Genomic DNA, 19,206 nt, shown 5'->3' on the forward strand with positions numbered 1-19,206 from the left:
ATAAAAAGAATCAGCATAGAGCTTGTCAATACAAGCTTTATGCTGAAATATAGTTATTAAGGAACTACTAGATATAGCCGTTTATAAAGCTTAAAACTACTAACGAAAAATTTATAATTATATTCGAACAAAAATGTAATTACAATTTGAAAGTTTATAATTATATTTTTTCATTTTATAATTATGAATTCCCAAACTACTTCTTAACATCATTCATATATTGATATAATATAATAGCCGCATAGATAGAAAATATCTATGCGGCTATTACATTTCCAAATTCTCATTTTATCTTTATCAATTAGTCTCGTTCGTTATTCTCTTTTTTTTATGTCCTTTAATCCAAAGGTATATTCCGAGTGCAATGAAAGTTATTAAAATAAGTGCCATTTGCCACGCATATTTTTCAGGCTCAGTCCAAAATTCTTTAAAGAAATTTATGCGTCCAAGTATCTCCACAGGTGTCCAAAAAACGATAACAGTAGCAATAGACATACGAATATTTGCTCCCCATGAAGCTAAATATAATTGCTTTTTAAACATAAGCAGCGAGCCAATTAAGCAACCTATACCGATAAGGAAGGTTACAGGATGGTGGTCGCCTAAGAAATTCTTATCATAGCAGAACATTAACAGCAGATATAGTCCCCAAAGCATCATGACTAGTTCCATAAAAGTAACGATGCTGGTATGACGTGTCATAGGTTGAGCACATATAGTACGTTGTTTTTGACCGAAACATTTGCGTTGTATCCATGTAATAAAATCACAACCATTACGAGTTGAGAAAATATACATCACCATAATAGCAACCCACATACCAAATGAAGCAGGCATAATTAAATATTCAGGTTTTGTAACGACCTGTCCATTTTCTATTTCAGGAGGTACACCATAACGGCGTGCATAGTACATAAACAGAAATTCTACCCAACCAGTCCAAAATAATAAGCCACCAATAAATCCCCAAAGAGTTTGTCGTGTATCTCCTTTCGCAAACACACCTATAATAACCATTATTAATCCAACAAATCCTAAAATAAATCCTGCAACTTCAACAGCATCTTTGGACATATTATTTTCCATAATAATCATAATTGCATGTCCTAACGGCATAGATAGAAGGACAAGCATAAAAGAGGCTAATGTGCGCCAGGTGTATAAACTTTTAGTCTCCATTTTGATAGTTTTAATTGTTTATTTAAAGTAACGGTGTAATTAAACTTATATAGAGTGAAACGTACATACAATGCGATTTATTGTGAATATTTGCTTAATTCATTTTTTTTTCCTTTCTTTGCACGGGAAAAGACATTAAAGGCAATCAATAATATGAAGAGAATACTCCTTTTTCAAGTGCTTATATTGTTTGTATTAGGCATTTTAGCACAGCGTCCGAACTATACGAAGATGTCGCCTTTGGTTAGAGAAGCTGCAACCGATGTTATTCGAGAAAATAGGCTGGTGCGTCCAATTAGTATAGATAAATATGAAGCTACTATTACTGCATTTGCGAAGTTTAGCAATAATGCTGAAAACATAATAAAAAAGTATGCTTGTCGACAACTTGCAAAAATAGATGATATATATATATTGTCTATCCCTTTAAATCAGCTCGCGGGACTTTCAAATGAGAAGAATGTGTTGCGAATAGAAGCGGGAAATGGTAATAGGGTACAAATGGATACTACTGTTACCATAGTAGATGCTGTTCCTGTATATAGTGGACAAAACTTGCCGCAGGCATATACAGGTAAAGGCGTTGTTGTTGGAGTACAAGATATTGGGTTTGATCTAACCCATCCAACCTTTTATAATATGGATATGACTGAATACCGAATAAAAGCTCTTTGGGACCAACTCTCGAAAGATACTTTGAACAGCACATTACCTGTAGGACGTGAGTATCGTGGTAGGTCTGAACTTTTGAAAATAGGACATCCTTTAGATGGACTTACACAGACACATGGCACACATACTGCAGGAATTGCTGCTGGAAGTGGTGCAGAAGGAGCAGACAAAAAAAGTCCTTATCGTGGTATAGCTTACGAGGCTGATATTGTTATGGTAGCAAATGCTGCTGGCGATAATATTGCGCTTATTGACAGAAAAGACTATTATAAGTACACTTATGCAACTGATGCATTAGGTTTTAAATATATTTTCGATTATGCCGATAGTCAAGGTAAACCCTGTGTAATTAATTTTAGCGAAGGAGGGCATCAAGATTTTCATGGTTATGATCAACTATATTACGAAATGCTTGATAAAATGTCTGGCCCTGGCCATATAATTGTTGCTTCAGCTGGTAACGATGCTGATTGGATAAATCATGTTTATAAGCCGAAAGGTACAAAGAATATAGAATCTTTGTTGTGGGGAAATCGAGAAAGTGCTCTTTTCACAGTAAAGGCAGATAAAACGTTCAACTTCCGGATAAAAGTTCCTGCTAACAGTCCTTCTGCTCAAATAGTGGAAATCCCAATGGATAAAGTGCTTGCATGTAAAGACTCTTTGTTGATTGATTCTATTAAAATAGGTGGACAGAAGTATGAATGGCGTATTCTCGGCTACCAATCAAGTTTTAAAGCGGAAGATATTGTCTATGATATTCGTCTTGCCAGCCGACCTAATTTAGGTTATGATATTCCAGTTTCTATAGAGTTCGAAAATAGCGAAGCTAAGATAGACATTTACCGCATAAGAGGATATCTTCCCCCACACAGTATAAATCCAATGTTAAAGTTGGGAGATAATGGCTATAGTATTCACTCGCCATCAAGTGCACCAAGTGTAATTTCGGTAGGAGCAACAGCTTATCGAAGAGGATTTTTGAACTATTTAGGCGAATGGAAGGACTATAATAAAGGTACTGATGGAAGACGTGCATCGTTTTCAGGAATTGGTCCAACAATAGATGGACGAACTAAACCTGATGTTGTAGCACCAGGACAAAATATTGTTTCAGCTTATAGTAGCTATTTTATAATGAACCCAAACAATGCTGGGAGACCATTGGCATCTGATGTGAAACACTTTGAATATAATGACAGAACATATGCTTGGAATGCTAATAGCGGAACTTCAATGTCATCGCCAGTAGTAGCAGGTACCATCGCATTATGGCTTCAAGCATACCCTCGTCTAACGCCACAAGACTGTTTGGAAGTATTCCGTAAGACATGTACTCGCTATGATTCAGCATTAACATATCCGAATAATTGGTATGGTTATGGAGAAATAAATGTGTATGAAGGATTGAAAGAAGTTTTGAGAATGGCAGCTGCTGGTATTACGCCTATTGAAACTATTAAGCCAACTGAAAATGATAAACGCATTTATCATCTTGATGGACGTTATGCAGGAACCTCTGAAGCCAACTTACCACGGGGTGTCTATATTAGAAATCATCAGAAATTTGTAAAACATTAGAAGAGAGTAGAAGTAACAACGAGAAATATATATCTTATTTTTCAGGAGTATATATGCTTTTACACCTCATTGATAACCATGTTTTGTTAATCTATAAAATAGTCTTATAAGACAATCTAAATTCTCCTATAGGCCAATTTTAATTCTCTTATAAGACATTTTTGAAAGATTACACGTCAAGTGTAAAATTGAGCGTCCTTTTTTTGAAATTTAATACAAAGTATAAATGCTTTGTGTTTGCATATTAAGAAAATATTACTACTTTTGCATTTGATCTGAAAAACAACAATTTTATCATGATACATAAATCAGATATTCTTGTAGTAGGCGGTGGAATAGCTGGAATGAGTTATGCTCTTCGCGTTGCAAATAGTGGAAAATTCAAAGTCGTATTGGTGTGTAAAACTACGCTTGATGAAGCAAATACTACCAAGGCGCAGGGCGGTATAGCTTCTGTAACTAACTTATCTGTAGATAATTTTGATAAACATATAGCTGATACAATGGTTGCTGGCGACTTTATCTCTGACCCACAGGCAGTAGAACATGTTGTTAAAAATGCCCCTCAAGCAATTAGAGACCTTATTGATTGGGGCGTAAACTTTGATAAAAATAATGAAGGCGCATATGATTTACATCGTGAAGGCGGACATAGCGAGTTTCGTATACTTCATCATGCTGATGATACGGGAGCTGAGATTCAACGTGGACTTATGGCTGCAGTGTGCAGCAATGAGAATATAACAATTCTTGAAAATCATTATGCCGTAGAAATTATAACACAGCATCATCTCGGAGTTGAAGTTACACGACGTACGCCCAATATAGAATGTTATGGAGCATACATCTTAAATCCTGATACGCAGAAAATAGACACCTATTTAAGTAAAGTTACACTTATGGCAACTGGTGGTTGTGGAGCAGTTTATGGAATGACATCGAATCCAAGAATAGCAACTGGCGATGGTATTGCAATGGTGTATAGAGCGAAAGGAACAGTTGCAGATATGGAGTTTGTACAGTTCCATCCTACTGTGCTTTATAATCCAAAAGAAACGCGACCAGCCTTCTTAATTACTGAAGCGATGCGTGGTTACGGTGGTATCCTACGTCTTCCGAATGGAGATGAGTTTATGCATAAGTACGATAAACGACTCTCGCTTGCACCTCGAGATATAGTCGCACGAGCTATTGACCACGAAATGAAAATACATGGACTTGCTCATGTTTGTCTCGATGTAACCCACAAAAATGCTGAAGAAACCCGAAAACACTTTCCCCACATTTATGAAAAATGCCTTAGCTTAGGTATTGATATAACAAAAGAATATATTTCAGTTTGTCCAAGTGCACATTATATGTGTGGTGGCATTAAGGTTGATTTAAATAGTGAAAGCACAATTAAACGTCTTTATGCGGTGGGTGAATGTGCCTGTACAGGCTTGCATGGGGGGAATCGTTTGGCAAGTAATTCACTTGTAGAAGCTGTCGTCTATGCTAAATCTGCTGCAGAACATACTTTTGATGTTATCGACAATTATCAATTCAATACCGATATACCCGAATGGAACGAAGCAGGCACACTCTCTAACGAAGAACGCGTGTTGATAACGCAGAGCGTAAAGGAGGTGGGTGAAGTAATGAGCAACTATGTAGGAATTGTACGCAGTAACTTACGTTTGAAACGAGCATGGAGTAGACTGGATCTTCTTTACGAAGAAACAGAGCAACTCTTTAAGCAAGTAAAGGCAACAAAGGATATTTGCGAACTACGAAACATGATAAATGTAGGTTATTTAATAACTCGTCAAGCAATAGCTCGAAAGGAAAGTCGTGGCTTGCATTATACAATTGACTATCTTAAGCATGCTAACGATACCCAAAATAAGAAATAGTAATTAAGAAAAACAATTAATATCAAAGATATGATGGATAAGAAATGGATAGAGCAAGGTTTTATAGATGAACCAATACCTATCAATATTGATGTGAAGGCTGAGATAAAACGTATGTGTAAAGAAAAGAATGCCGTAATTATGGCACATTATTACACAGTCCCAGAAGTACAAGAACTTGCAGATTTCGTAGGCGACAGTCTTGCTCTTGCTCAGAAAGCTGCTACATCCGATGTTGATATTATTATAATGTGTGGTGTGCATTTCATGGGCGAAACTAATAAAATTCTTTGTCCTGATAAGACTATTTTAGTGCCAGACCTAAATGCATCTTGTTCTTTAGCGGAGAGTTGCCCTACTGAAACATTTGAAAAATTTGTGAAAGCGCACCCTGACCATACTGTAATAAGCTATGTAAACACTACAGCTGCAACAAAATCGCTCACAGATGTAGTAGTTACCAGTAGTAATGCGTGTCAAATAGTTGAATCATTCCCTAAAGATGCAAAAATTATTTTCGGTCCTGATAAGAATCTCGGAGGTTACATCAATCGTATTACGGGACGTAATATGTTGCTTTGGAATGGTGGTTGCCATGTGCATGAACGATTTTCTACAAAAGGTATAAAGCAACTGAAGCAACAATATCCTGATGCAAAGATTTTAGCACATCCTGAATGTACGGGTGAAGTAGCTGCGCTTGCAGATAAAGTTGGGAGTACGGCTGCTCTACTGAAATTCAGTATTAACGACGAAGCACAAAAGTTTATAGTTGTTACTGAGGTAGGTATTCTTCACGAAATGCAGAAGTCTGCACCGCAAAAGACTTTTATTCCTGCGCCATCAATCGAAGAACCATTTACTTGCAACGAGTGTAATTATATGAAACTTATTACATTAACCAAGTTGTACAATTGCATAAAGTATGAATGGCCATTGATAGAGGTAGATAAGAAAATTGCAGAAAAGGCGGTACGACCAATTAATAAGATGTTGGAAATATCAAAGAAACTTGGTTTGTAGTAGTATGCTACAAAAATTTTTTTCACCTTTTATATATAGTAAGATGTTAAAAGTAGAAGAATTAAACGACAAACTAATTGACATTGCCTTTAGCGAAGATATTGGCGATGGAGATCATACAACCCTTTGTTGCATACCAGCAGATACTATGGGTGAAAGTAAATTACTGATAAAAGAGGAAGGTATATTTGCTGGTGTAGAAATTGCTAAGCGCGTTTTCCATCGATTTGACCCAAAGCTAATGATAGATGTTAATATTGAAGATGGTACGCATGTAAAACCTGGAGATATAGTTATGAGCGTAAAAGGACTTGAACAAAGTCTTTTACAGACAGAACGCTTAATGCTTAACATACTTCAGCGTATGAGCGGCATCGCAACAATGACACATAAATATCAACAAGCCCTTATTGATGCGGGTACAAAAACACGAGTTTTAGATACCCGAAAAACAACTCCGGGCATGCGTATGCTTGAGAAAGAGGCAGTTTATATTGGTGGAGGCACAAATCATCGTATTGGACTTTTTGATATGATACTTTTAAAAGATAATCACATAGATTTCTGCGGTGGAGTTCATAATGCTATTTCAAGAGCAAAGGCTTACTGTAAAGCTAAAGGAATTGACTTAAAGATAGAATGTGAAGTACGTAACTTCAAAGAACTTGAAGAAGCATTAGTAGAAGGTTGTGACCGAATTATGTTTGATAACTTCACTCCAGAGGAAACTAAGAAGGCAGTAGATATTGTTTCTGGTCGGTGCGAAACAGAATCAAGTGGAGGAATAACCTATGAAACAATGATACCCTACGCAAAAGCAGGTGTAGATTTTATCTCATTTGGTGCTTTAACACATAGTGTAAAAGGTTTGGATATGAGTTTTAAGGCTGCAGGAAGCGATAAACTTATAATGAAATAGCATATAATAGGTATTCAGAAATTGTGTCAATGGCAATTTCTGATGATAAAAGATGGCAGTAAAAGATGAGCAAACATTTTATACTACCATCTTTTTTACGTTTTACTAACTTCGTTTAGGAGATTTCTTCCGATTTCTTTAATGATTGTAAAATAAAAATATGAAAGCCTAATTTTTTCTTCTATTCTTATAGAAAAAATAGTGTATGGTCTTATAAGCAACTACTTAAAAGTAGGTATTTTGCAAGAACCCCTACTTTTAGGTATTGCACGATACAATGAAACTCTCTATCTTTGCAAACGTAAACAAAACAAACGTAACAAAACATTAATACAAATATGAAGAGTACAATAGTAGTTTTCGGTTCATCAACCGGTACATGTGAGAATATTGCAAACACAATTGCTGAGAAATTAGGTGTAGAAGCAATCAACGTTACAGATTTTTCTGCTGATACAGTTGCTAATTATGACAACCTTATCCTTGGAACTTCTACTTGGGGAGCAGGTGAATTGCAAGACGACTGGTATGATGGTGTGAATGTTTTAAAAGAAGCTGACCTTTCAGGAAAAACAGTTGCTCTTTTCGGTTGTGGCGATAGCGAGTCTTATTCTGATACTTTCTGCAGTGCAATGAAAGAAATATGCGATGCTGCTGCGGGCGCAAACATCATTGGTGGTGTATCTACTGAAGGTTATACATTTGACGATAGCGATGCTGTTGTAGATGGTAAATTTATAGGTCTTGCACTTGATGATGTAAACGAAGACGATCAGACCGAAAGCAGAATTGATGCTTGGTTAGATAGCATCAAAGGTTCTTTATAAGAAAAAGTAGATAGCGTCTAAAAAATTACAACTATTATGAAAGGTATGGCAACAGATATGAAAGTCTTGCTGAACCATATTTATGAGTTCAAGAAAGGAGTGCGACAGATGGTCCTTTATACTTTTAACAAGAAGTATCAAGATTTTGTTATCGCACGACTTCATAGTCAGCAAATACCTTTTATAATTCAGCCTGTAGGAAACAGCAGTTTAAACTTGTTTTTTGGTCGTAAAGAGTGTTTAGATGCTATACGATTATTTGTAACCAAACCCCTAAACCAACTTTCTCCTGAGGAAGATTTTATACTCGGAGCAATGCTTGGATATGATATCAGAGTGCAGTGCGAACGCTATTGCGAAAGGAAATGTCGCACTTGCAATCAGATACAATGAAATAATGGATATGGTAGAGACCATACCATCTTAGTAAGTGAAAATCTTGTTCGCGAAATAAAATTATTTCATAATGTTTTTGTATAGGATTAAGGCCGACTGTGAAGTCAGCCTTTTCTTTTTTCTTTAATTTTGTAATTGCAAATAGTTCTAATGAAATATTTATAAGTGAATTTGACAGAGTTTTATTATATGAACGTTATCGTTCTCTATCTGCGATTTTTATTCATTATAGAACTTTCCATCATCATATATTATAAAGCTTGGTCAAAAAAGGCTTTAGTGTTTTCAATATAAGGATATTAACTGAACACACAACACCAAATCAGTTCGCCTATGAAGGAAATATGAGTAAAGCCTATATATGTTTTTCATTTTAATAATGCCTGTTTTGTAAGGTAATACAAGAGGTTTTACCAAGCAAAATAGGCATTATTAAAACGTAAAATAAAGAATTTAGCAATATGTTGAATCCAAGAAAGATATATAATATTTATAAAAGCACTTTGTTTTCTCTTTATCACATTGCAGTAGACTTTTAAGAGTCTTATCTTCATCGGTTTCCTTTATAATATTTCAGAGCTTCAGGCATCCATCCTTGAATATTTTTAATGCGGGCAGCATCAGAAGGGTGGCTACTCAAGAATTCCATTGGTGCACCTTTTGAAGAGGCAGACATACGTTGCCAAAACGGAATAGCTGTTTGTGGATCGTATCCAGCCATTGCTGCAAAGATAAGTCCCATATAATCAGCTTCATTTTCATTCTTTCTACTATACTTTAAGTTTAAAAGTGATAAACCTGTTGAAGCTACTGAACTTACAAGATCACCAGTTCCGCTTCCAATTGTAGAGTTCAATACAGTTCCTAAGATAGCAGTTCCTACGCTTTGGTTCTGTTGTTTTGTTATTTGTTCAGCACTATGCTTTGCTACTGCGTGCGCTATTTCGTGCCCTAATACTATTGCAAGGCCATCTTCTCCTTGAGTATAAGGTAATAATCCTTCAAAAACAACAATTTTGCCACCAGGCATACAGAATGCGTTTGCTTGTTTGTCTTGTACAAGATTAAATTCCCATTGGAAGTTTTTTACCTCGTTTGCATATCCATTATTGCGTAAATAAGTTTCTACGGCATTAGCAAGTTTACGTCCAACACGTGTTACCATTTGAATATTTTTTGTGTTTGTTGATTTCTTAGCAGTTGACATAAACTTTGCATACTGTGTTTTACTTAAACTTAGAATATCTGCATCAGATACACCAATCGTTTGCTTGCGACCTGTAAGTGGCACCGTTGATGTTGTTCCACATGCAGTGAGTGTAGCGATGGCAATAGTAATCAATATGTACTTAATCCTTTTCATCTTTTTCTTTATTTAAGTTATCTTATCCTGCTTTGCAGTTTGCTTCTTTTATTTTTTTGCGAAATTACAAACTTTTTCTTCGATAATTGTCGTTTTTACGTCTTTTTAGTAAAAATAATGCTACTTTGTTTATTTTGTTTAAGTTAGAAATGGTAATTTTGCAACATTAAAAATAAAAGTATAAAGAATATTAAATTAATATTATATGCGTAGAACTGTTACTTTATTTATATTGCTGCTTACAAATATTTGGATATCAGCACAAAATAGACGAACTTATTTGCCCGATTTCAAGAAAGGGCAAACCGTAATTTACGAGCATTTATTGAAGAAAACCTATCAGCGAAACAGTGACAATACCACTGTTGATGGGTTGGAATTATATTCTCCGTTTGGAACTCCTTTGAGAGGATTTGATTTTTTAGATATATTAAGAATGGTTCCTACTGGCGATAAAATATCAAGTAAATTCTCGCTGAAAGTACTCGAAGCAACACCATACGCCTATATTATGGAATTAAAGCTTATTGATATGGGGTTGCCGAAAGATATTGAAAGCGGTTTGGAAACAAAGGGAACCTTAGGTATAATTAATTTGGCAAAGAGTCTCAAGCTGCGTTTGATGATTTCAAGAAAGTTAGGCGAATGGGTAGTACTCAACACTGATGAGTTATACAGGCAAATTATTACTGAAAGCCGCAAACGAAAACTTTCTTTCTTAGATATCGGAGATGAGGAACTTGATGAAAAGATGATAGCAGAGATGCAGAGAGAAAATGCAATAGATATTTTCTTTTTTTCGTTTGTACCAGGCTTTAAAGTCTTTACTGAAGCTTATAGCTTACGTTACGAAGATGGGCATCAGGAAAAAGGCGAACTGAAGGAAGAAGAGGGCTCGTTTAAGTTTGTAAGCGATGTAACAAAAGGTAAAGGCAGAGAAATGAACCTTAAAATGAATATGGATATGTATTCAAGTTTATACGAACTTGACAACGACACGTATGTAAGTAATGTAGATTCGATTAGTATAGACTCTATTGAAATGGATTATGTAGATGTAGATACAATTGTAACAGATGAAGAAGATTCGCTATTATATGACGATGGGAAGGTATTGTGCAAGGCTCAGAATATAATAGATGTGAAAATGGATAAGAAAAGTTGGTTGGAAAAGTACGAAAATTCTGTTACCATCAATTATCCAAATGGTGTTGGCACAATTTATCAAGTAGTAAGACGACGCAAGAATTAAAGAAACAGACAAGATGAAAACAATAAAGAAACAACAAAATAAGATGCGAGTATTCTTAACCATCATAACATTGCTTGCAACCAATGGTTTATGGGCACAGAAGAACAGTGGATATAGACCTAAGTTTGAGAAAGGACAATCTGCTGTTTACGAGTTTTCACTCGAACAAACACAGAGCGGTACCCCCGATTCGATAAACACAATGCTCGACTTTACCTCTATTATAGGAGATGATAATAACCTTTTCGGTGGAGTAGAAAGACGAGAACCCAACCTTTCGTGTAAAGTCCGCTTAACAGTTTTAGATGTTTCTCCGTTCACTACAACTATACAAGTAGACTTGTTAGAGAGTGTCAATTATACAAAAAAGAAAGTAGAATCGGCTTCTGATAGTTTGTTTTATCATCATGTAGGCGATATTTTAAAGAAGCGTCCGCTTATTCTTACCTTTGCTTCCGATATGAAATCATATATTGTAAGCAATTCGGAAGAGATGTCGGCAGAATTATCAGAAATCCTGATAAAGTTGGTTTATGACGAGGAACCTTCAGAATCAGCTGCCCCCATATACAGCTATAATAGCTATGCAGCGCAGGCTTTGAACCTTATGGGAAAACCCTTTATACGATTCTTAACCAATCTTTATGCTTTATATGCACCAAGTCTGCTTGATTTAATTCAGACATTTGCCAATCCGCTGACCGAAGGTACTGTTACGAAAGGGCGTCCACTCGACGGTACAAATAGACTTATGAAGTATTTTACATCAATTACAACGAAGGATAAACAAGGAGAATGGACATCTATTACCGATTTATACAAATACACCACACCTTATTACAGCAGCGATAATGAAGGCAATTGGGCTGATAGTGTTGAGATTGACAGCGTTGAGGTAGATTCAATGGTGTCCGATGAAGATTATGATTACGACACAGCAATCGTTGATTCAGATTACATTGATACTGCAGAATGGGATACAACAGAATGGGATTCGGTTGTAGAAGATTATGAATACGAACCCGATACGACCTTGGAAGAAACCGACCGGGCAGTATATACGCACACTGAAACACGTATTGGTAAGGACAGTTGGCCAACAGAAATAAGTAAAACCATAACGTTGGAAGATAACGGTGTTGCTTGGATATACCGCAGAAAGGTTAAAAAAGTAAAGGAAACACAGCAGAAGAAGTAAGGAGAATATAGGAAAGAGGGAGTTTGGCTCCCTCTTTTATTTTTTTTACTAAAAAGTTGTCCGTTTCACTTTAAAGTGTTATCTTTACATTCAAATAAAAATCCATAACGCTATGATACAATATTTTTCTGAAAATCTTTGGTTAGTTTGGCTTTTAGTAAGCCTTTTGTGCCTTGTGTTAGAATTAACCAATGGTGATTTTTTTATCATGTGTTTTGTAATTGGAGGTGTTTTTGCAGCAGCTGTGTCGGCTTTTAGCGATAGCTTCATGTTGCAAGTCATTGTCTTTGCAGTAGTTAGTATGCTAAGTGTCTTCTTTATTAGACCAATTGTGTTAAAGTATTTACACATAAATAAAGAGCAAAGATTAAGTAACGCTGATGCCATAATAGGCAGAATTGGTAATGTTACAGAATCAATTGTTGCAAATGGACATGGGAGAGTAAAGATAGATGGTGACTCTTGGAAGGCTGTTGCAGTAAATAATCTTTCTATTGAGGAAGGAACAAGAGTACGTATTGTTGCTTTAGATTCCATTATTGTAACAGTGGAAAGAGTTGAATAATTTACTTTTATGAATAATTAAAATCCTTAATCATTATGGACATTGGAACTTATATCGTGATTGCCTTTATAGCATTGGCACTCATCTTTGTAAAAAAAGCAGTTGTTATAATCTCACAGAGTGAAACACGCATCATAGAACGTTTGGGAAAATACCATGCAACTTTACAACCAGGTGTTAATTTAATCATTCCATTTATTGATAGAGCCAAAGAAATGGTAGCAGTTCGTGCTGGACGATATGTGTACACAACTGTTATTGATTTGCGTGAACAAGTTTATGATTTCGACAGACAGAATGTTATTACGAAAGACAATATTCAAATGCAAATCAATGCTCTCCTTTATTTCCAAATAATGGACTCTTTTAAGGCTGTATACGAAATAAACAATCTGCCAAACGCTATAGAGAAACTTACGCAGACAACACTTCGTAATATTATTGGTGAAATGGAACTCGACCAAACACTTACTTCTCGAGATACCATTAACACAAAGTTACGTTCTGTTCTTGACGATGCAACTAACAAGTGGGGTATTAAAGTAAATCGTGTAGAACTTCAAGATATTACACCACCAGAAAGTGTATCGCAAGCAATGGAGAAACAAATGCAGGCAGAACGTAATAAACGAGCTACTATTCTTACCAGTGAGGGTGAGAAACAAGCTGCTATTCTTAAATCTGAAGGTGAAAAAGCTTCAAGAATAAATCGTGCTGAAGCAGACAGACAACAAGCGATACTTATTGCTGAAGGTCAAGCTCAAGCAAAAATGCGTGTAGCTGAAGCAGAAGCTGTAGCAATTCAGAAGATTACAGAAGCTCTTGGACAAAGCACAAATCCTGCAAATTACCTCATTGCACAGAAGTATATACAAATGATGGAAGAACTTGCAAAGAATGAAAATCAAAAGACGGTTTATCTTCCATATGAGGCAACGGGAGTAATGGGCTCATTAGGAGGTATAAAAGAGATGTTTAAAGGACAATAAAAACGCAAATGACAAAAATAAATAGCGAACTTAAAATCTGTATATTTTGTGGCGCACGCCCTAATTTTATGAAGGTAGCGCCTATTATTAGAATTCTAAAAAAGAAACATACCGAAGGATGGGATGGTAGAAATATTGCTTACTCGTTAGTTTATGCGGGAAGTGAAAACGACCCAACGTTGGAGAATAGTTTATTTGAAGACCTACAAATCCCACGTCCAAATGTTTATCTTGGTGTTGAATGTGAAAATTTGAACGAATTGACAGGTCAAGTAATGTCAAAATTCGAGCAATATTTACAGCAAAACAATACACATGTTGTAGTTGTTGTCGACGACCTTGCTTCGACAATGGCTGCAGCTATTGTAGCAAAAAAGCAAGGTATTGCATTGGCACATATTGCTGCAGGAACTCGTTCGTTCGATATAAATATGCCGAAAGAAATTAATCGTTTGGTTATTGATGGACTATCGGATGTTCTTTTCACAGCTGGTCTAAGTAATAACAGTATCGCAAATAAAGAAGGTGCAGAACTGTCTCGTGTTTATATGGTTGGCAATATTCTTATTGACAATATTCGCTTTAATCGTGAACGAATGGGTAGTTTGTCGTTAGAGAATATTCATTCAGTGAGCAATTTGCATTTGAAAACAAAGCAATATCTTGTCTTTACGCTCAACCGAAAGATGTTGATGAACAACAAAGAAAACTTAGGACGTATGCTGAAAGCTATGCTGGAAGCTGCGGGAGATATGCCAATTGTTGCCCCTTTACGCGAAAATGCTGCTCAAGTTGTGCGTTCGCTTGACCTGTCAAAGCATACAAATCTAAACTTTGTAGAACCTTTGGGCTATTTAGAATTTAGCTTTTTATTGTCGAATGCAGCAGGTATTGTAACTGATTCGGGAAATGTTGCAGAAGAAGCTACTTTTACAAACGTTCCTTGTGCTACACTGAATAGCTATACTGAGCATATCGAAACTGTGAAACAAGGTACAAATATTCTTGTTGGTGAAGATGCACAGAAACTTCATGCAGTAGTTTCGGATATGGTAGAAGGTAGGTGGAAAGCTACTTCAATTCCAGATAGATGGGATGGCCGTTCAGCGGAACGCATTGTTCAAACTCTTGTTGATTTAGTAAAATAAAAGAAATAGAAAGCGGATATGTCGATGCATGCATATCCGCTTTTATTTTTATATCTTTATTATTAGATTTTACAATAAGTTAGGTGTTTGAAATTTTTAATTACAAAATAAAAAATTGTAATTACGTTTTTTAAATTTATAATTATAATTTTGATGGAATGTAATTATATTTTTTCTACGTATTATTTATCTTCTGATGGAAGGTTTTCTATTCTCTTTGAAAAAAGGACATCCTTCTTCAAAATAATAAAAATACGTAAGTAGATACTTGATTAAATTTAATTAGTCTGTTGTAAATTGATACAACATTCTTCAACTATTTATACTACTATTCTCAAGTTAAGTCAACGCAACTTTTAATTCTAATTAAATATTCATATTCTTTCTCTAATTTTGTTTTTTGTACTTTTGCAGTTACTATGCATAAAGGTAAAGATAATTATACGTTCCTTACAGTGGAACCCATTCATAAGGTTGTGCTAACGATGGCTATTCCCACTATTATTTCGATGTTGGTAACAAGTTTATATGTTATTGCCGATACATATTTTGTGGGACAGATAAATACGCAGGCTACCGCAGCAGTGGGTATTGTATATTCGTTAATGTTTTTTGTGCAAGCATTTGGTTTCTTTTTTGGGCATGGATCAGGGAATTATATATCAAGAGAGCTGGGTGCAAAACGACGCGATAATGCTATTCGCATGGCATCGAATGGTTTCTTCTTCTCATTCCTATTAGGTTTGTTTGTAATGGCACTTGGTTTGCTATTTCTTGAACCTTTATCGGTTTTGTTGGGAAGTACTCCTACAATTCTTCCTTATACTGAGAAATATTTGGGAATCGTACTTCTTAGCGCACCTTTTCTTACTTCTTCGCTCACTTTAAACAATCAGATGCGTTTACAAGGTAATGCTGCATATGCCATGTATGGAATTGTTGTGGGCGTTATACTGAATGTTGCATTAGACCCAATACTTATTTTTGGATTTGATATGGGGATAACTGGTGCAGCTATTGCTACACTTGTAGGACAGGTTGTGTCGTTCTTTATTCTTTTTTATATGGCTAGAAAAGGAGAAAATATCGGTATTTATTTCCGAAATTTTATTCCTTCGTGGCTGACTTTAAAAGAAATATTCTTAGGAGGAAGTCCTTCGCTTTCTCGTCAGGGGTTGGCTTGTTTGGCAACAATGTCATTGAATATTGCAGCTGGTACTTATGGAGATGAGGCGATTGCTGCAATGAGTATTGTTAATCGTATATCTATGCTTGTACTCGCCACTGTCATAGGGTTAGGACAAGGTTTTCAACCGCTATGTGGATTTTGTTATGGAGCTAAAATGTACGATAGGTTAGAAGCAGGTTATAAGTTTACAGTTAAAGTAGGTACTGCTTTCTTGCTTGTTTGTACAGTTATAGGTTGGATTTTCAGCGGGTCAATAATTGGTTTGTTCCGTGACGACCCTAAAGTTATCAGTATAGGTGTAGTTGCTTTAAGATGGCAGCTTTGTACTTATCCATTCAATGCGATGATTTTGGCTAGTAATATGCTTACGCAAACATGTAGAAAAACTTGGCGCGCTAATTTTTTGGCAGCAGCTCGTCAAGGATTATTCTTTGTTCCTTTAATTTTTATTCTTCCGAGATTCTTTGGTCTTTTAGGTGTAGAGATGTGCCAAGCAGTGAGCGATACATTAGCGTTTATAGCTACCGTTCCGATTACGATTTATACATTTAGGGAATTTAGTAAAGAACAAAGAGAACTGATATAGAAAGACAACAGATTTACAGATTATGGAAAATAAGGTTTTTATAGTAAATGGTATGAAATGTGAGCATTGCAAGTTAAATGTTGAGCAAGCTCTTAAAAGTGTTGTAGGTGTTGAAGTGGCAGAAGTAAACTTGGCAGAGAAGATTGTTAATGTTTCTTATGATGAAAATCTAGTAAAGCCAGAGTTATTAAAAAGTGTAGTCGATGCTTTAGGACGCTTTGAAATGATATTGTAATAGTTTACAAATATCAACTAATTGAATAAAAGGGAGGAAAGTAGAATGAAGAAAAACATTCCTGTTATTGGTATGGCATGTTCTGCATGTTCCGCTAATGTTGAAAAGAAACTCAATAGCCTAAAAGGTGTAATCAGTGCTTCAGTTTCGTTGCCTTCACGTTCAGTATTAATAGACTTTAATCCTGAAGAAATATCTTTGGTAGACATGAAAGCTGCTGTTAATACAATTGGCTATGATCTAGTAATAGAAGAAGGTCGCTCGGCAGTAGAAATAGAAAAACGTGCGTTTGCCTTATTGAAACGAAAAACAGTATTTTCATGGTTGTTTGCTTTGGGTGTCATGGCGGTTTCAATGGGTTGGATAAATTTTGATAATAGAAGCACTGCCAATCAAATTGCGTTAATCATCGCTTTATCTAATATGTTGTATTGTGGACATAGTTTCTATGTATCTGCATGGAAACAAATGAGAAACGGCTTAGCTAACATGGATACACTTGTATCATTGTCTACGATGATAGCCTTTTTATTCAGTGTTTTCAATACATTTTGGGGAGAAATTGTCTGGGGAAGTCGAGGAATAATGTGGCATACCTATTTCGACGCTTCTGTTATGATAATTACTTTTGTACTTACGGGTAAACTTTTAGAAGAGAAAGCAAAAGATGGAACAGCTTCGTCTATTCGCCATATGATGGGTATGACACCGAAAACTGCACATATTGTAGATGGTGATAAGGTAGAAGAGGTCCCTATTTCTACTATTGAAGTGGGAGATTTACTTGAGGTGCGAACTGGAGAAAAAGTGCCTGTAGATGGTGAAGTTATTTGGGCAGAAAGTTTTATGACCGCTGATGCTGTCTACATAGATGAAAGCATGATAACAGGAGAACCTAATCCTGCAAAGAAATGTAAGGGAGATAAAGTGTTAGCAGGAACAATTCCTAATCAAGGTAAGCTGAGAATGCGTGCACGACAAGTAGGACAGGATACAATGATAGCACAGATTATCCGTATGGTACAGGATGCACAAAGTTCTAAAGCTCCTGTTCAGCGTATTGTAGATAAAGCTGCTTTGATTTTTGTTCCAATTGTTACAGTAATAGCAATTTTTACTTTTCTTGTATGGTGGATAATTGGAGGAAATGATTATATTCCGCAAGCAATTCTTTCAGCAATTGCTGTTTTGGTTATTGCTTGTCCTTGTGCAATGGGATTGGCTACTCCTACTGCTTTGATGGTAGGTATAGGAAAGGCAGCAGAAAAACAAATACTAATTAAAGATGCTGCTGCATTGGAAAAACTACGTAAGATAAATGCACTTGTTATCGATAAAACAGGTACATTAACTATACCCAACAAAGATATTGATTTTACAAGATCTGATGATTTAGCTTTAGAAGAACGTGAAACTCTAAAACCTAATGCAAGGGAAGCGTTAGAGATTCTACAAAATAGTGGTGTAGATGTTTATATGATGAGTGGCGATAAAGAAGATGCTGCAAAGTATTGGGCAGAAAAGGCTGGTATAAAACATTTTCAAAGTAAGGTTTTACCGCAAGATAAAGAAAATATAGTGCGCAAGTTACAGCATGAAGGAAAATGTGTGGCGATGGTTGGTGATGGAATAAATGATACACAGGCATTGGCATTAGCTGATGTCAGTATTGCTATTGGTAAAGGAACTGATGTCGCTATGGATATTTCACAAATCACCCTTATGGGGGACGATCTCATAACTTTGCCAGAAGCTTTATTATTAAGTCGTCGTACAGTAAGAATGATATGGCAAAACTTATTCTGGGCATTCATTTATAATATTATTTGCATACCACTTGCTGCTGGAGTATTATTTTTGTTTGATGTTAATTGGCAGATCACACCTTCTTGGGCAAGTGCACTAATGGCATTTTCAAGTGTCAGTGTTATACTAAATAGTCTTCGTTTGCGTCTGATGAAATAAAAAGCTTCGTATTCTCACTAAGATTATTTTTTAGTTATGTTTCTATATAGTTGTAGCTATAAGCAAATATTTTATAGGATAATGTACTATGAATCATCAGAATATTAGGTTTTTAAGGGAGAACTAGATAGCTGTAATATAATTTGTATATCACTCGTAATATATCAACATGAGGGTGTGTCAAAATTGATACATCCTCTTTTTTATGCACAAAGCCCCGACTT

16 protein-coding genes are annotated in these 19,206 nt (G+C 35.7%); 14 read left to right on the forward strand and 2 right to left on the reverse strand.

The features are described 5' to 3' along the window. Positions 1–297: 297 nt before the first annotated feature. Positions 298–1,179 (reverse strand): hypothetical protein, encoded by an 882-nt coding sequence (locus tag HXN26_RS08865; RefSeq protein ID WP_273160739.1) that lies wholly within the window; start codon positions 1,177–1,179, stop codon positions 298–300. Between the two features lie 153 nt (positions 1,180–1,332). Between HXN26_RS08865 and HXN26_RS08870 the strand changes: the two genes are divergently transcribed. From HXN26_RS08870 to HXN26_RS08895, 6 genes are all read left to right on the forward strand, one after another. Next, on the forward strand, positions 1,333–3,432 hold the full coding sequence (locus HXN26_RS08870; RefSeq protein WP_273160741.1) for a S8 family serine peptidase: 2,100 nt from the start codon (positions 1,333–1,335) through the stop codon (positions 3,430–3,432). Between the two features lie 296 nt (positions 3,433–3,728). Next, positions 3,729–5,327: an L-aspartate oxidase gene (gene nadB / locus HXN26_RS08875; protein WP_273160743.1), complete on the forward strand. Its 1,599-nt coding sequence runs from the start codon at positions 3,729–3,731 to the stop codon at positions 5,325–5,327. A 30-nt stretch (positions 5,328–5,357) separates the two neighbouring features. Next, complete coding sequence (gene nadA / locus HXN26_RS08880; protein ID WP_273160745.1) at positions 5,358–6,350, forward strand: quinolinate synthase NadA; 993 nt, start codon at positions 5,358–5,360, stop codon at positions 6,348–6,350. Positions 6,351–6,393: 43 nt separating this feature from the next. Next, positions 6,394–7,269, forward strand: coding sequence for a carboxylating nicotinate-nucleotide diphosphorylase (nadC, locus tag HXN26_RS08885; protein WP_273160747.1), 876 nt, complete (start codon positions 6,394–6,396; stop codon positions 7,267–7,269). A 338-nt stretch (positions 7,270–7,607) separates the two neighbouring features. Next, entirely contained in the window at positions 7,608–8,096 is a 489-nt protein-coding gene (gene fldA, locus HXN26_RS08890; RefSeq protein ID WP_025001543.1) for a flavodoxin FldA, read from the forward strand. Between the two features lie 45 nt (positions 8,097–8,141). Next, on the forward strand, positions 8,142–8,489 hold the full coding sequence (locus HXN26_RS08895) for a DUF2023 family protein (RefSeq protein ID WP_036889211.1): 348 nt from the start codon (positions 8,142–8,144) through the stop codon (positions 8,487–8,489). A 553-nt stretch (positions 8,490–9,042) separates the two neighbouring features. Here the strand turns inward: HXN26_RS08895 and HXN26_RS08900 are convergent. Next, the gene (locus HXN26_RS08900; RefSeq protein WP_273160750.1) at positions 9,043–9,855 is read right to left on the reverse strand and encodes a M48 family metallopeptidase; all 813 of its coding nucleotides are present in this window, start codon (positions 9,853–9,855) and stop codon (positions 9,043–9,045) included. Between the two features lie 205 nt (positions 9,856–10,060). Between HXN26_RS08900 and HXN26_RS08905 the strand changes: the two genes are divergently transcribed. From HXN26_RS08905 to HXN26_RS08940, 8 genes are all read left to right on the forward strand, one after another. Further along, a complete protein-coding gene (locus tag HXN26_RS08905) occupies positions 10,061–11,107 on the forward strand; it encodes a hypothetical protein (RefSeq protein ID WP_273160752.1) in 1,047 nt (348 codons plus the stop codon). Positions 11,108–11,120: 13 nt separating this feature from the next. Then, on the forward strand, positions 11,121–12,305 hold the full coding sequence (locus HXN26_RS08910) for a hypothetical protein (RefSeq protein WP_273160754.1): 1,185 nt from the start codon (positions 11,121–11,123) through the stop codon (positions 12,303–12,305). Between the two features lie 112 nt (positions 12,306–12,417). Then, complete coding sequence (locus HXN26_RS08915) at positions 12,418–12,870, forward strand: NfeD family protein (protein ID WP_025001548.1); 453 nt, start codon at positions 12,418–12,420, stop codon at positions 12,868–12,870. A gap of 35 nt (positions 12,871–12,905) precedes the next feature. Further along, positions 12,906–13,859 carry an SPFH domain-containing protein gene (locus HXN26_RS08920; protein WP_025001549.1) on the forward strand — a complete coding sequence of 318 codons (954 nt, stop codon included), beginning with the start codon at positions 12,906–12,908 and terminating at the stop codon, positions 13,857–13,859. An 8-nt stretch (positions 13,860–13,867) separates the two neighbouring features. Beyond that, complete coding sequence (locus HXN26_RS08925; RefSeq protein ID WP_273160757.1) at positions 13,868–15,007, forward strand: UDP-N-acetyl glucosamine 2-epimerase; 1,140 nt, start codon at positions 13,868–13,870, stop codon at positions 15,005–15,007. Between the two features lie 419 nt (positions 15,008–15,426). Beyond that, positions 15,427–16,782, forward strand: a complete 1,356-nt coding sequence (locus HXN26_RS08930) for an MATE family efflux transporter (RefSeq protein WP_273160759.1) — start codon at positions 15,427–15,429, stop codon at positions 16,780–16,782. Positions 16,783–16,804: 22 nt separating this feature from the next. Further along, a complete protein-coding gene (locus HXN26_RS08935) occupies positions 16,805–17,017 on the forward strand; it encodes a heavy-metal-associated domain-containing protein (protein ID WP_025001715.1) in 213 nt (70 codons plus the stop codon). A gap of 45 nt (positions 17,018–17,062) precedes the next feature. Beyond that, on the forward strand, positions 17,063–18,982 hold the full coding sequence (locus HXN26_RS08940; RefSeq protein WP_273160762.1) for a heavy metal translocating P-type ATPase: 1,920 nt from the start codon (positions 17,063–17,065) through the stop codon (positions 18,980–18,982). Positions 18,983–19,206 lie beyond the last annotated feature (224 nt).

Source organism: Prevotella aurantiaca, from assembly GCF_015262605.1.
Classification (GTDB): Bacteria; Bacteroidota; Bacteroidia; order Bacteroidales; family Bacteroidaceae; genus Prevotella; species Prevotella aurantiaca.